Origin of the sequence: Paenibacillus sp. JDR-2, assembly GCF_000023585.1 — a bacterium.
GTDB lineage: Bacteria > Bacillota > Bacilli > Paenibacillales > Paenibacillaceae > Pristimantibacillus.
Genome location: NC_012914.1, coordinates 2806156 through 2820692 on the forward strand (window position 1 = coordinate 2806156; position 14537 = coordinate 2820692).

At 50.4% G+C, this 14537-nt stretch carries 13 protein-coding genes; all 13 read left to right on the top strand.

Translation table 11 applies throughout. From position 1 onward, the window contains the following. Positions 1-61 precede the first annotated feature (61 nt). Positions 62-1225 carry an N-acetyl-alpha-D-glucosaminyl L-malate synthase BshA gene (gene bshA / locus PJDR2_RS12415; protein WP_015844041.1) on the top strand — a complete coding sequence of 388 codons (1164 nt, stop codon included), beginning with the start codon at positions 62-64 and terminating at the stop codon, positions 1223-1225. A 25-nt stretch (positions 1226-1250) separates the two neighbouring features. Then, complete coding sequence (locus PJDR2_RS12420; protein WP_015844042.1) at positions 1251-2504, top strand: CCA tRNA nucleotidyltransferase; 1254 nt, start codon at positions 1251-1253, stop codon at positions 2502-2504. Between the two features lie 2 nt (positions 2505-2506). Next, complete coding sequence (locus PJDR2_RS12425) at positions 2507-3487, top strand: biotin--[acetyl-CoA-carboxylase] ligase (protein ID WP_015844043.1); 981 nt, start codon at positions 2507-2509, stop codon at positions 3485-3487. Positions 3488-3733: 246 nt separating this feature from the next. Continuing rightward, positions 3734-4654 carry a 3-methyl-2-oxobutanoate hydroxymethyltransferase gene (gene panB / locus PJDR2_RS12430; protein ID WP_015844044.1) on the top strand — a complete coding sequence of 307 codons (921 nt, stop codon included), beginning with the start codon at positions 3734-3736 and terminating at the stop codon, positions 4652-4654. Next, complete coding sequence (gene panC / locus PJDR2_RS12435; RefSeq protein WP_015844045.1) at positions 4629-5522, top strand: pantoate--beta-alanine ligase; 894 nt, start codon at positions 4629-4631, stop codon at positions 5520-5522. The genes panB and panC overlap by 26 nt, the downstream gene beginning before the upstream one ends. Then, positions 5515-5898, top strand: coding sequence for an aspartate 1-decarboxylase (gene panD / locus PJDR2_RS12440; RefSeq protein ID WP_015844046.1), 384 nt, complete (start codon positions 5515-5517; stop codon positions 5896-5898). The genes panC and panD overlap by 8 nt, the downstream gene beginning before the upstream one ends. Positions 5899-6007: 109 nt before the next feature. Further along, positions 6008-6850, top strand: coding sequence for a hypothetical protein (locus PJDR2_RS31905; protein ID WP_015844047.1), 843 nt, complete (start codon positions 6008-6010; stop codon positions 6848-6850). Between the two features lie 15 nt (positions 6851-6865). Continuing rightward, a complete protein-coding gene (gene dinG, locus PJDR2_RS12450; RefSeq protein ID WP_015844048.1) occupies positions 6866-9727 on the top strand; it encodes an ATP-dependent DNA helicase DinG in 2862 nt (953 codons plus the stop codon). After that, positions 9724-10383: a redox-sensing transcriptional repressor Rex gene (locus tag PJDR2_RS12455; protein WP_015844049.1), complete on the top strand. Its 660-nt coding sequence runs from the start codon at positions 9724-9726 to the stop codon at positions 10381-10383. Before dinG ends, PJDR2_RS12455 begins: the two co-directional genes overlap by 4 nt. Further along, positions 10352-11665 (top strand): amidohydrolase, encoded by a 1314-nt coding sequence (locus PJDR2_RS12460; protein WP_015844050.1) that lies wholly within the window; start codon positions 10352-10354, stop codon positions 11663-11665. The genes PJDR2_RS12455 and PJDR2_RS12460 overlap by 32 nt, the downstream gene beginning before the upstream one ends. Next, positions 11665-12198 carry a DUF5590 domain-containing protein gene (locus tag PJDR2_RS12465; protein WP_015844051.1) on the top strand — a complete coding sequence of 178 codons (534 nt, stop codon included), beginning with the start codon at positions 11665-11667 and terminating at the stop codon, positions 12196-12198. The genes PJDR2_RS12460 and PJDR2_RS12465 overlap by 1 nt, the downstream gene beginning before the upstream one ends. 134 nt (positions 12199-12332) lie before the next feature. Further along, positions 12333-12872, top strand: coding sequence for a hypothetical protein (locus tag PJDR2_RS12470; protein WP_015844052.1), 540 nt, complete (start codon positions 12333-12335; stop codon positions 12870-12872). Further along, the gene (locus PJDR2_RS12475; RefSeq protein WP_015844053.1) at positions 12865-14364 is read left to right on the top strand and encodes an AAA family ATPase; all 1500 of its coding nucleotides are present in this window, start codon (positions 12865-12867) and stop codon (positions 14362-14364) included. The genes PJDR2_RS12470 and PJDR2_RS12475 overlap by 8 nt, the downstream gene beginning before the upstream one ends. Positions 14365-14537: the final 173 nt, after the last annotated feature.

Here is a 14537-nt window from a genome sequence, read left to right on the forward strand (position 1 = left end):
ATCAAAATGATGTCGAATATATAGAATATCAGCATGTTACACGAGAGGGTGGACTTACGATATGGCACGTAAATTAAAAATCGGAATCACGTGTTATCCTACCCTGGGCGGTTCCGGCGTTGTAGCTACGGAGCTTGGCAAGTTGATGGCCGAACGCGGCCATGAAATTCATTTTATTACCCATAGCATACCGTTCCGTCTCGGGAAATTTCATAAAAACATCTTTTTCCATGAAGTTGAAGTTAATGATTATTACGTTTTCCGTTATCCGCCATATGATTTATCGTTAGCAAGCAAGATGGCTCAGGTTGCCAAAATGGAGAAGCTGGATCTTCTTCATGTGCATTACGCGGTTCCTCATGCCGTTTGCGCGCATCTGGCCAAACAAATGATTGGCGACGGCTTCAAAACCGTTACAACGCTCCATGGCACCGACATTACCGTGCTTGCTCAGGATGAATCGCTCAAGGATTTGATCCGTCTGGCCATTAACGAAAGCGATGCCGTGACAGCCGTATCGCAGGACCTGATTAATGAAACCAGACAGCTTTTGGATATTACGCGCCCGATTGATCTGACGTACAATTTCGTAGACAAACGCGTTTATTATCCGCGAGACGCGGAATCCCTGCGAGCCGATTATGCGCAGCCGCATGAAAAAATACTTATGCATATTTCGAACTTCCGTCCCGTGAAGAGAGTTAGTGACGTTGTGGATGTATTTGAACGGGTGTCCTCGCAACTTCCAGCTAAGCTGCTGCTTGTAGGCGAGGGTCCGGAATTGTCCAAAATCCAATGCAAGATCCGCCAAATGGGCCTGGAAGACCGTGTCCATTTCCTTGGCAAACAAGAGGACGTCGCACAGGTTATTTCGATGGCCGATCTATTGCTCCTGCCTTCGGAGAAGGAGAGTTTTGGCCTTGTTGCGCTTGAAGCGATGGCTTGCGGAGTGCCTACCGTTGGTTCTAATGCCGGTGGCATCCCTGAACTCGTGACGCATGGCGAGACCGGTTATTTGTGCCCAATCGGAGATGTTGAAGGAATGGCCGCATATGCCACTCAATTGCTCAAGGACGAGAAGCTTCATCAGTCGTTTAAGGAAGCCTGCTTGTTCCGTGCGCGCAACGAATTCTGCAATGATGTGATTACCACGCAATATGAACAAATTTATTATCGGGTTCTGGGAATGGAAGCCGATTTGCCGATGCCGGTATGTGAGGCTTAATACAGGAAGGAAGTGCTTAAGGCCAATGGAAGTACGCTTCGATATGCCAAACCTCATGTTGCAGGCAATACCTGTGCTTGAAGCGCTTGTGCAGCAGGGCTTTGAAGCTGTATTTGTCGGAGGCTGCGTAAGAGATACAGCTATGGGACTGCCGATTAAGGATGTTGACATTGCAACTTCGGCTAGACCCGAGCAGGTGATGTCGATTTTTCCGCGCTGTATTCCGACGGGGCTGCAGCACGGAACGGTGACTGTCCTGCATGATGGCGGCTCTTATGAAGTGACGACCTTCCGTACGGAATCGGAATACGAGAAGCATCGCCGCCCATTGCAGGTCGAGTTCATCGACCGCTTGGACGGCGATTTGCTGCGCCGTGATTTAACCATAAATGCAATGGCGATGAATGCTGCCGGGGAGCTGTACGATCCTTTTCGCGGTTTGAATGATCTTAAGAATAGAACGATTCGCTGCGTAGGCGATGCTGACGCCAGGTTCCAGGAGGATGCGCTGAGAATGCTGCGGACGATCAGGTTTGCTTCGCAGTTTGAGTTCACTATTGCTCACACTACCTGGAGAGCGCTTGTCAGGCATCGGGAACTGCTTCGACACATTGCCATGGAGCGCGTTCATGCCGAGCTGGACCGCATGATAGGAGGAGCTCATCCCGGGCGTGCATTGCATCTTCTTGCAGCCAGCAAATTGCTAAGATACACGGGCACGGTTCTGCCTGCAGCAGAAAAGCTTGCGCAAGTTGATCCTTCTTATAGCGAATTAGACAAGCTTAACGATCCGGATGCCCGTTATGCCGCGCTATTATTGGCGGAAGGGATCACGCTCTCTGATGCAGAAGAAACTTTAAAGGCGCTTCGTCTTCCTACTCAGAAGATGAACGCAATTTTGTCCGTTTTGTTCGTACAGTTCGCCATGAATCAGCTTAATCAGCAATCCGGTTTGCGGCTTGTTTGGACAAGTACGGTTCTTCAATATGGAGAAGAAGCATCTCGCAGATGGCTTTCGATAGTCGTGTGGAATCAAAAGCATCATCTTCATGACCAGAAAAACTTGTTTGATAAATGGCTGGACGCAATGCCCGCCATGACGTTAAAGCAGCTGAACCTGAACGGCAAACAACTCGCGGAAGAACTGCAAAGGGTAACTGGTAATTGGACAGGCCTGATGCTTAAACGCCTCCTGCTGGAGGTAGCGCTGGACAAGCTGCCAAACGAGAAAGATTTATTACTTAAGCAAGCTCAAATATGGAATGCCGAGGACCAATAACCATGTCAAATAACCGATTGCTTGAATTGTTTGAACAAAATCCCGGCGCGTATGTGTCGGGAGAAATGATCAGCCAAGAGCTAGGCGTCAGCCGGACAGCCGTATGGAAGCAGATTAAGAAGCTGGAGTCGCTTGGCTATATTTTTGAAGCGTCCAGACGGCTTGGCTATAAGCTGATATCTTCACCAGATACCTTGTCCATTCCCAAGCTGATAAAAGAATTGAAGTCAAAGGTGTTCGGCAGCGCGATAGAGTGGCATGAAGCGGTTGACTCTACGCAAAATCTGGCACAGAAGCTGGCGGAAGAAGGTGCACCTGAAGGGACGCTAGTTATCGCGGAGCAGCAGCATAACGGACGCGGCCGGATGGGGCGCGGCTGGGTGTCGCCGCAAGGAAAGGGCATTTGGATGAGCATGGTGCTCCGTCCGTCCGTACCGATTCATTTTGCACCGCAATTAACGCTTCTCACGGCTGTTGCTTTATGCCGCAGCTTGCGCCGGATCACTTCGCTGCCCATTGGGATCAAATGGCCGAATGACCTGCTGATCGAAGGGAAGAAGATTAGCGGCATTTTGCTGGAATCCACGGCAGAAGAGGAACGTCTCCGCTATGTCATTGCCGGAATCGGTATCAGCGTAAATTTGGAGAAAACGGATTATCCGGAGGAAATGCTTGAGAAAGTTACCTCTTTACGAATTGCCAACGGAGGAGACGGCTTTGACCGTATCACGGTTATAACCGATTTCTTGCAGGAGTGGGAGCAGTTGTATAATCTCTATTTGGACAAAGGATTTGCGCCGATTATTACGCTTTGGGAAGCGTTATCGGTATCCCTTAACAAGCCAGCGCGACTGATTACCCCGCAAGGAACAATTGACGGCGTGCCAATTGGCCTTGACGCAAGCGGCGCATTAACCGTTCGCAAGGACGACGGCAGCACGGTTGTCGTGTTCTCCGCCGAAATGGGCGAGCCCGTACGCTAAGGGCGTTTACGGGCACGCCTTTTTTTGCTACTATAAAGGAAGCAGGCGGTATCTGGTAAGAGCTGCACTGCGAAGGGTAATAGATGTTGTAAGCAAGCAAGGCACACTCTGCTCTGAGCCGTAGGGACCGAGACAGAAGGAAGCAAATATTTAGCATACGTTTCCTTTTTAGTTCGGGAACCTTTTTAGCAGCGGCTAAAAGGTTTTTTTGTGTTTATCCTAAAACTTAAAAGGGGATGAAGCGTAATGAGGAAACGTTTAACGATCACCAACCTCAAGAAGATGAAGCAGGACAAAAATCCAATCTCGATGCTGACCGCTTACGATTATCCGTCTGCCGTACTGGCAGAGGAAGCCGGACTGGATGTTATTCTGGTCGGCGATTCGCTGGGTAACGTTGTACTTGGTTATGACACCACGATACCGGTCACGCTCGATGATATGATTTATCATACACGCGCCGTTGCGCGCGGTGCGAAGAACACCTTTATCGTAACCGACATGCCGTTTATGACTTACGGCATCGGCCGGGAAACAACTCTGCGCAATGCGGCACGCCTGATGCAGGAGGGCGGAGCCCAGGCACTCAAGCTTGAGGGCGGAACGGAAATCGCATCGGAAGTCGAAGCGCTCGTCAAAGCCGGCATTCCGGTAATGGGGCATATCGGACTAACGCCGCAATCCGTGCACCAGCTTGGCGGCTACAAAGTGCAGGGCAAGCTGGATGCGGAAGCGGAAAAGCTGATGGAGGATGCCAAAGCGCTGGAAGCCGCAGGAGCATTTGCGATTGTCCTTGAGCTTGTGACAGAGCCGCTTGCGGCAGCGATCAGCAAAGAACTTAAGATTCCAACGATAGGGATCGGAGCTGGACGCGGTTGTGACGGCCAGGTACTCGTGTATCATGATATTTTGCAATATTCTTCTCCTTATATCGAGAAAAAAATGGTCAAAACCTATGCGGATATCGGCTCCACGATCCGGAATGCCATTAGCAGCTATGTCAATGAAGTGAAAGCAGGTGCTTTCCCGGCTGAAGAGCATTCGTTTGGAGCCAAGCCGGCAGCCATCAATCATTTGTATGGCGCAGGAGAAGCAACAAATGCAAGCAACAGTCAGGCAAGCAGAGAGGAGTCTCCCAAGCGTGATTTTGTGTCGAACCATAGCTGAGCTAAAAAACGAACTCATTTCTATTAAAAAATCTAACGACAATGCTACAATCGGCTTAGTGCCGACAATGGGATTCCTGCATGAAGGCCATGCCAGCCTGATGCGCCAATCGGTGTCGGAGAATACCGCTTCGGTCTTATCCATTTTCGTTAACCCGATGCAGTTTGGTCCTAACGAAGACTTCGATCGTTATCCTCGCGATGAGGCGAGGGATCTTGCGCTTGCGAAGGAGAACGGCATTGATATCGTCTTTATGCCGGATGTAAAGGAAATGTACCCTTCTAAGCCGCGCACTTCGGTTATTATAAGCCAGCTGACGGACCGTCTGTGCGGCGCCTCGAGACCGGGACATTTCGACGGGGTGGGTCTTGTCGTCAGCAAGCTGTTCCATCTGGTGCAGCCGGACCGGGCGTATTTCGGAATGAAAGATGCCCAGCAGCTTGCGGTTATTCAACAGATGACAGATGATTTGAATATTCCGGTCGAAATCGTGCCATGTCCGATTGTGCGGGAGCCGGACGGTCTTGCGCTCAGCTCGCGCAATGTCTATTTGTCGGCGGAGCAACGCCAGCAGGCAGTGGTATTGTCCCAATCACTGAACCTTGCGAAAGCATGGATGAAAGAGAAAGGGATCACTCCCGAGGAACTGCTTGCAAGAATAAAAGCGAAAATCAACGAAGCAAGCCAAGCTGACATTGACTACGCGGAATGGCTGACTTATCCTTCTCTGGAGCTGCCGGTCCGGAGTGAGCCAATTGCTGCCCAGAGCGGTAAATTTATTTTGGCACTGGCCGTCAAATTTGGCTCGACGCGCCTGATTGACAATGCCTTATTTGTACCAACTACCGAGGTGAATGATCATGTATAGAACGATGATGAAATCGAAGCTGCACCGGGCTACCGTAACGGAAGCGAACCTGAATTATGTCGGAAGCATTACCATTGACGAGGATTTGATGGATGCAGCCGATATCTGGGAAAATGAAAAGGTGCAAATCGTGAACAACAACAACGGCGCTCGTTTTGAAACATATGTTATCACGGGCAAACGCGGCTCCGGCGTGATATGTCTTAACGGCGCGGCTGCGCGACAGGTTCAGCCGGGAGACCAGGTCATTATTATTTCTTATGCTTCCATGTCCAACGAAGAAGCGCGCGCGCACAAGCCGATCGTAACGATCCTGGACAGCGATAACCGTCCGCTGAAAAGCTTGTCCGAGGAAATTCACGCAACGGTTTTGTAAAAGCTCCGTTCCAGCGCTATGTAACGAATGGCATGGGGTATGAAAAGCACCCCCGAAACAAAGAATGAGCATAACACTCCTCAATTCTTTGGTGAAGGCGGGATGCGTAATGTTTCAACAAATGTTCGAAGCCATGAACGAAATGCTGGATCACCTGATTGAAGCCTATCCAACGGCAACCGACGAGCAGAAAGCCCAATTCGATGAGCAGCTCGTAATGCTCAAGAAAATGAGCGATTCACTTGTCGAGCAGTGGATTGATTTCGAAGAAAAGTTTTCTTGTTTTGTGGAGCAGCATACAGCTGCCTTGGAAGGCAACGTGACGCCAATGATTCCGCCGCCCATGCTGGCGATGGAGAGCAGCACGGAGCTTGGCGAACCGCCTGCTAAGCCGTTCCCGGCAGCAGATCATGTTACGCCGTCACCGTCCATGAAGCCGACTGCGCCGCCGCAGGCTATGCATTCTGCCAAACAGGCAGAGAAACATGAACCAGTATCGGCCGAGGAAGCTTACAATGCGGAGCTTGATATGGAGGTACCGTACGAATACGCGATGATGATCTCGAAGGGGCAGGGGTATTATAAATTATTTATGTTTTCCGATGCTGCCACTCATTTTCAATCCGCGGTTTCTTATCTTCCGGAATGTAATCTGGCCCGGCTTTATCTGGCAATGACGCATATGCATCTGCAAAATTGGAGTGAGGCGCAGCGGCATTTCCAATTGCTGGTTTCATTAACGGACTATCCGAAGTGGCGTGCTTTAGGCTATAATGCCCTTGGGTGCATTCAAGCGATTTATATGAATTTGGAGCAGGCGGAGCAATTTTTTCTGAAGGCATACGAAACCTGCCCAAGCTTCAAGGACCCGTTAAACAATTTGAAATGTTGTAAAGAAACGCCGCAGCAATTATCCTTATTTTTCGGCAGTACCGAGCTTTGCTGCTTATGAGGGGATAGAAACTTAATGAAATTCGCAGTATTGGATTTGGAAACGACAGGACATAGCGTCAGCGATGATATCTTGCAGGTTGGTCTGGCCGTGCTGGACGACAATCTCGAAATCGTTGAAACCTACAGCTCCTTTGTACGCCCTACAATAGAAATTCCGGCATTTATAACGCAGCTGACCGGAATTGACGCCGATATGGTGGCGGATGCTCCAGAATTGGATGAGGTGCTTATGCAGCTCATCCCTTATTTGGAGGATGCCGTGCTGGTCGCTCATAACGTTAACTTCGACGCCGGGTTTTTAAATCAGGCGCTTGACCGGTGCGGCTACCATCCGTTTATCGGACGGCGGCTGGATACGATTGAGCTGCTAAGAATTTTATATCCGTCCATTACGACGTATCAGCTAGGAGCTGTAACCGAGTTGTTTGGCATTGCCCATGATCAGCATCACCGGGCCGACAGCGACGCGATAGCAACAGCCGAATTATTTGCTCAATCCGTACAAAAGCTCAGACAGTTGCCGCTGCTCACTTTGCAGCGGCTATCCTTTCTTATAGACAACGGAAGCGATCTGAGCTGGTTTATGGCCGAAACGTTGAAATATGCCGAGCTTCATACCTCCATCGATATGAATGCTTACCAGTATTTCAACCAATTCGCGCTCAAAGCCGGAGAATGGACCGATGAACAGCCCGCCCGTGCCGACCAGGAGGATGATCCGCTTAAGGATGTTTCCTTCGAGCAATATCTGGACGGTATCCGGCAGCGTTTTATGGAGAAGTATCCGAATTATGAAGAGCGTGAAGCGCAAACAACAATGTTCCGCGAGGTCTACGACTCGTTGTGCAGTGACCGTCATTTGCTCATTGAAGCGGGAACGGGCACAGGCAAATCGCTTGGTTATCTGATTCCTGCGCTCTACTATGGCATTCAACAGGAAAGCAAAATCGTAGTCAGCACTCATACGATCAATCTGCAGGAACAGCTTCGTCAGCGGGATGTACCGCTGCTTCGCGAGATTTTACCTTTTGATTTCCGTGCCTCGATCTTCAAGGGCAGGGGCAATTATTTGTGTCTGCGGAAATTTGAAAGTAAAATCAATGCGAAAGATCTAGTTGCTCCCATTGACGATGCCATTACGGCATCGCAAATGGTCGTTTGGCTGAGCGAAACGGAAACCGGCGATCAGGAAGAGCTCAATTTCGGCAATAAAGGCTCGGATTTCTGGTCAACCGTGGCAAGCGACGCGGATTCCTGCCTTAATCGCCAATGTCCGTGGTTCAAGCGCTGCTATTACCATCGCGCCAAGCACGAGTCTAATATTGCCGATGTATGCATTACGAATCATTCGATGCTGTTTACGGATGTCCAGGCGGATCACCGTCTGTTGCCAAGCTACAGCCATCTGATTATCGATGAAGCCCATCATGTGGAAGAAGTAGCCGGCAAGCATCTTGGCATGCAATTAAATTATTTCTCCTTGACCCACCAGACAACAAGGCTGTTTAAAGATGCCCGTTCGGGTCTGCTGCCAGCGCTTAGACTTCGTCTTCAGCAAGAGGATGACGAGCGGGTTCAGGCATGGACGGAAACGATCGATACGGTTATTCCGGTGTTCCAGGACGTGAAGGAGCATTGGGATAAGCTGTTTGAGCTGTTGTATGCCTTTGTGGGAGAGTCGGGAGAGGCCGGCAATGATAACGGTCAGGCCGTATGCCGTTTGCGCAGCGACACGCCGCCAAAGGGTTGGGACGACGTTCTGACGATTGAGAACAATGTGCATACCGAGCTGAGCCGCGTTGTGAAGACGGTTGATAAAATGGCAACGGATATCAAGGACCGGCTTGACGATCAATCGATACAGGGCCTGATAACGGATTTGAACGGCGTTGTCCGCGATCTGACCCGGGTGAAGGATGATCTCCGTACGTTCCTCAAGATGGAGCAGAATTCGGAAGTATATTGGATCGAGGCAAGCACGACTTACCGTTACCGTTCCGTTCATTTGTATGCGGTCCCGGTTGACGTAAGCAAGCAGCTGCAACAATATTTCTTCGACGTGAAGGATAGTATTATTCTAACTTCCGCAACCTTGTCCGTTCATAAATCGTTCCAATATGCGGAAGAGCAGCTTGGACTAGAAGGATTCGAAGAGAATAACCGGCTGAAGACCGTGCAGCTTCCATCTCCGTTTAATTACCGGGAGCAAGCACTGGTCATAATCCCGCGTAATTTCCCGACCCTGAAGGGTTCTGCGGGCGATCCGCAGTTTATCTCCATGCTGGTAAGCTCGCTTGCCGATTCAGCGGTTGAGACAAAAGGCCGCATGCTTGTGCTGTTCACTTCTTACCGGATGCTGAAGCAGGTTTACGAACCGCTTAAAGAAGCTCTGATGGGGTCTGGCATTCAAGTGCTTGGCCAAGGCATCGACAGCGGCAACCGGACGAAGCTTACAAGACGGTTCACCCAGCAGCCCGAAACGGTTCTGCTCGGAACAAGCAGCTTCTGGGAAGGGGTAGACATTCCGGGCGAGGCTTTGACTTGTCTGGCTATTGTCCGTCTGCCTTTCCAGCCGCCGAATCATCCGCTTGTCGAAGCGAAGTCGGAGCTCTTGCAGAAGCAGAAGCAGAATCCATTCATGAAGCTGTCGATTCCGCAGGCGGTCATCCGTTTCAAGCAAGGCTTCGGAAGACTTGTACGCACGGCGAAGGACAAAGGAATTGTTATTATCTACGACACGCGTGTCATTGATACGTATTACGGCAAGCACTTCCTCTATTCGCTGCCTGGTCCAAAGATCGAAACGATGCATATCGACCAGATGGTACCGCGGATGCGGGAATGGCTGCAAACGGAAGAGGAGGAAATCGGGTGAAGCAGGCGAAAATTTCGGAGGCCGTTGTCAGACGGCTTCCCATCTACCTGCAGGTGCTAAACGAATTGTATAACCGTGAAGTGCAGACGGTTTCGTCGCAGGAGCTAGGACTCAAGCTGGATCTCAATCCCGCTCAAATCCGTAAGGATCTTGCTTATTTCGGCGACTTCGGCCGTAAAGGTATCGGATACGACGTTTCTTACCTGATAGAGAAAATTCAGCAGATTCTGAAGCTCGATCAGCGGATTAACGTTGCGCTTGTTGGCGCCGGCAATCTCGGACATGCATTGTGTAATTACAATAAATACTCCAAGGACAATATGAAAATCGTCGCGGTCTTCGACGATCATCAGAACAAGATCGGTACGATGATCAACAACTTGACCATTCAGCCGATGGACAAGCTGAAGGAGACCGTTCAGGAGAACAATATACGGATCGGCATTATTACCGTGCCCGGCCCTGAAGCGCAAAACGTAGCCAATCAATTCGTGGAGGCCGGGATCGAGGGCATTCTTAATTTCGCACCGGCAATTTTGCGTTTACCCGATCATATCCGCATTCACCATGCGGACTTTACGAGAGAGTTGCTGAGCTTGGCTTATTATTTGGAGAAGGAAAGGAATGAGCAGGAAAATGGCGCAGTTGTGGATTGAGAACGGCCTGTTTGTAACAATGAACGATGTTAATGCGGTTTTCCGCGGCCATATGGTCGTTACGGACAATCAAATTACATATATCGGAGCGGAGGCTCCAACCGGACTGGATGAGCGGGCAGAGCGTCTTGACGGCAGCAAGCTGGCTTTCATGCCGGGACTTATTAATACTCATGGCCATGCTGCCATGTCATTGCTCCGCGGTTATTCGGATGATCAGAACCTTCAGGTATGGCTGGAGCAGAAGATGTGGCCGATGGAAGCCAAATACGTCGACCAAGATACGCGTGCAGGCAGCGCGCTTGCGATTGTGGAGATGCTGAAGACGGGAACAACCGCTTTTGTTGATATGTACGACCGGATGGATCAGGTTGCTCAAATGGTTGAGCAATCGGGGATCCGCAGCGCTTTGACCCGCGGCGTAATCGGATTGTGTTCGGAGGAGATTCAACAGGCGAAGCTGAAGGAAGCGATTGCTTTTGCCCGTGACTGGAACGGAAAGGCGGATGGCCGCATCACAACGATGATCTCACCGCATGCTCCCTACACTTGCCCTCCGGATTATATTGAGAAGTTTGTACAAGCTGCCCATGATTATGATCTGCCAGTTCATACCCATATGTCCGAGACGCTTGCCGAAGTGGAGCAAAATGTCCGCGACTACGGTTCCCGTCCGGTGGAGCATCTGGACAAGCTTGGTTTCTTCTCGCGTCCGGCGCTTGTGGCGCATGCCGTGCATCTGAACGATGAAGAGATTGCTCTGCTTGCTGAACGCAACGTAGCCGTATCCCATAACCCTGTCAGCAACCTCAAGCTGGCAAGCGGCGTAGCCCGCGTTCCCGAGCTTCTCCGCGCAGGCGTGACGGTGTCGCTTGGCACGGACAGCGTAGCAAGCAATAACAACTTGGACCTGTTTAAAGAAATCAAATTTGCGGCGTTGCTGCATAAAGGAATTTCCGGGGATCCTACGGTCATTCCGGCGATGGAAGCTTTGCGCATGGGGACCGTCTACGGTGCCCGATCGATCTGGCAGGAAGGCAGCATCGGACAGCTCGCGACGGGGATGAAGGCCGATTTTATCGCGATTGATCTGGATCAGCCGCATTACTATCCGCTCACAGATATCGTATCCCACCTTGTTTATTCCGGATCCGGCCGGGATGTCAAGCATGTATGGGTAGATGGCAAGAAGGTTGTTCATAATGGCGAATGCACGATGATGGACGAGGAAAAAATCCGTTTCGAGGCACAGGCCAGCTTTGAACGGCTGCTCAACGCCTAATGAGAGCGACAACGAGAAAACGTCAGCCGGTGATGAGCGCCAAGCGCTGGCTGGCTGTTTTCCTAGTCGCCTTGGTTGCTGTAATCGCGGTAGTCATCATGTACTATAACACGATTCAGCAGCCGTTCTGGAATTCGGAGAATCCGATCCGGAAAGAGGCAAAGGAAGCAGCCGGTCTGACCGAGGTATCATCCATTACGAAGCAGGTTTGGGATACGACATCGTGGATCGTAAAGGGCGAGAATGACGCGAATGAAGAAATTTACGTGTGGTTGATTGGTCCTGACAAGACCGTTCAAACGGTTAAGGCCTCCGAAGCAATAGATACAGCTGCGATTAAACAAGCCGTCTTGCAGAAGAAACCGGACGCAGCGATCAAACGCATTCAGCCGGGAACGTTAAACGGTCAGCTCGTGTGGGAAGTATTCTATTCGCAAGGCAGCAATCCTGAGAAATACAGCTACGATTTCTATGATTTCCGCAGCGGTACGTATGTGACCGAATATCATCTTCCTGCCAAAACAGCGAGCTAGCCGCAATCAAGCGGCTGGCTCCGCTTCCTGTTTTTACACCGCCTCTTTGATGTCGTTATATGATATACTTTCGTATGGCAGAGTTGATATACGTTAGTGTTGCTATATAACAGATATAGAGGAGGAAACCAACTATGAAACTTCGTATTGTCCCGTTCGTGCTTTCCGCTGTAGCCACAGCCTTGCTGCTCTTTGGCGGGTGGATGTTATATAAGCAGTTCGCCGTTGTTTCTCCTTTTCAGAAATCTATCGGACACATTGAAGGCATCGCTTCGGCGAATGCCCCTACTATAGATCAAAACCGCGTTTCGGTGCAGGTAACTCTCAAGCCGGATGCGAATTTGAAAGACGTCTACGAATCCATTTCCAAAGAAGGCAAAGAGGCGATTGGCAGCCGCGAATTATCGCTCGATATTACGAATCAGGCGCCAAGCGATCAATTAGAGAAGGTCTGGTCTTCGGTATTGTTTAATGTAGCCGAAGCGATGGAGAAGAAAAACTATTCGGAAATTCCAAACGCTCTTCAGAAAGCAACCGCAGGTCATGCGGGCGTTCAATATGAAACCGCGCTAGACGATAACAATGTATATATCACGCTGAAGGATGGTAACTCGACGAAGTATGTAGTGCTTCCACGCACTCCTGCTATGTTGGAGGTGTCGGCTAATGCGTAAATATTGGGTTGAGATTACGGCAGGCTTTGTTCTGATGGTTGTTGTTTTCCTTGCTTTTAGGGGAATTAATATTATTCCTGTCCTTTTGCTTGCCTGTTTGGCGGGAGGGGTCTGGTTTGCATCGCGCGGAGGCAAAGGACGTATGACCGCTCTGCCGGGGTCAAAGCGCAGCAAACAGATTCATGCGGTATCCATCAGCTTTGATCAGATCGGCGGCCAAGACAGAGCCAAGCAAGAGCTAACCGAAGCCTTGGACTTCCTGGTTAAACAAGACGAAATTGCGAAGCTTGGTATTCGCCCGATGAAAGGGATCCTGCTTACAGGCCCTCCGGGTACAGGTAAAACGCTGCTTGCGAAGGCAGCCGCCCATTATACGGATTCCATCTACCTGGCAGCATCCGGCAGTGAATTCGTTGAGATGTATGTTGGCGTAGGTGCGGGTCGTATTCGCGATTTGTTCAAAGAAGCTCGTGAGAAAGCAAGAAAAGCAAGCAAGAAAAGCGCCGTTATCTTCATCGACGAGATCGATGTTATCGGCGGCAAACGAGACGGCGGCCAGCATCGGGAATACGATCAGACGCTAAATCAGCTGCTTACGGAAATGGACGGCATTCATTCCGACGAAGCGCCGCGTATCCTTATTATTGCCGCGACGAACCGCAAAGAAATGCTGGACAGCGCGTTACTCCGTCCGGGCCGTTTCGACCGCCATATTGGCGTTGATCTGCCGGATAAGAAAGGCCGTCTTCATATTTTGCGTCTGCATGCGGCAAACAAACCTCTAGATGAATCGGTTGATCTGGAGCGGATCGCATCCGAATCGTTTGGCTTCTCGGGCGCACAGCTGGAGAGCGTCATGAACGAAGGCGCAATCTACGCGATGCGCGAGCAGAACGAGACTATTCTGGAGCAGCACCTTGCGATGGCCATTGATAAGGTTATGATGGGCGAGAAAACGGACCGCGAGGCTACGGCCGAGGAACGCGAACGTGTTGCCCTGCACGAACTTGGTCATGCTATATCTGCAGAGCTTGTTCGGCCGGGCAGCGTGTCGCAGGTCGCCTTGTCGCCGCGCGGTCAAGCGCTTGGTTATGTCCGTCATAACCCTCAGCAGGACCGTTACCTGTACACGAAAGAGTTCTTGGAAAGCCAGATTATGATCGCGCTTGGCGGCGCAGCTGCCGAAGAGATTTTTTACGGCGGACGCAGCACCGGCTCCCGAGGCGACTTCGATCAGGCGATGAACATCGTTCGCACGATGGTGGAATCGGGACTTACCGAACTTGGCATCATTGACGCAAACATGATGACGCCGGATAAATGGGCGAACATTACCCGTTCCATTCTGGATGAGCTGATGAGAAAAACGAAAGCGATGCTGGAAGCAAAACGCGAAGTGTTTGTTCAGTCCCTGGATGTGCTGATCAAGGAAGAAACGCTTGGCGGCGATGATTTCCGCGCTCTTCTGAGCCGGTTGTCCCAAAGCGCATAAAAAGTGGTATACCACAATGAACGGCAGTTCATGTTAAGCTGCCGTTCATTTTTTGGTGTAAAGATAAATCGATAAGCACATAAATCGTTCATGTGTTGTTCATGAGGTGTTCAAGATCCGTTCATCTTCCCGCCTTCATTCTTTGTCTAAAAAAGGGTATAATGGATGCGAGG

Bases quoted from the DNA above. Each gene is read 5' to 3' on its own strand.
- PJDR2_RS12475 (WP_015844053.1), top strand. From the start codon at position 12,865: ATGCGTAAATATTGGGTTGAGATTACGGCAGGCTTTGTTCTGATGGTT.
- PJDR2_RS12470 (WP_015844052.1), top strand. From the start codon at position 12,333: ATGAAACTTCGTATTGTCCCGTTCGTGCTTTCCGCTGTAGCCACAGCC.
- PJDR2_RS12465 (WP_015844051.1), top strand. From the start codon at position 11,665: ATGAGAGCGACAACGAGAAAACGTCAGCCGGTGATGAGCGCCAAGCGC.
- PJDR2_RS31905 (WP_015844047.1), top strand. From the start codon at position 6,008: ATGTTTCAACAAATGTTCGAAGCCATGAACGAAATGCTGGATCACCTG.
- panB (WP_015844044.1), top strand. From the start codon at position 3,734: ATGAGGAAACGTTTAACGATCACCAACCTCAAGAAGATGAAGCAGGAC.
- PJDR2_RS12460 (WP_015844050.1), top strand. From the start codon at position 10,352: ATGAGCAGGAAAATGGCGCAGTTGTGGATTGAGAACGGCCTGTTTGTA.
- panD (WP_015844046.1), top strand. From the start codon at position 5,515: ATGTATAGAACGATGATGAAATCGAAGCTGCACCGGGCTACCGTAACG.
- PJDR2_RS12425 (WP_015844043.1), top strand. From the start codon at position 2,507: ATGTCAAATAACCGATTGCTTGAATTGTTTGAACAAAATCCCGGCGCG.
- PJDR2_RS12420 (WP_015844042.1), top strand. From the start codon at position 1,251: ATGGAAGTACGCTTCGATATGCCAAACCTCATGTTGCAGGCAATACCT.
- bshA (WP_015844041.1), top strand. From the start codon at position 62: ATGGCACGTAAATTAAAAATCGGAATCACGTGTTATCCTACCCTGGGC.
- dinG (WP_015844048.1), top strand. From the start codon at position 6,866: ATGAAATTCGCAGTATTGGATTTGGAAACGACAGGACATAGCGTCAGC.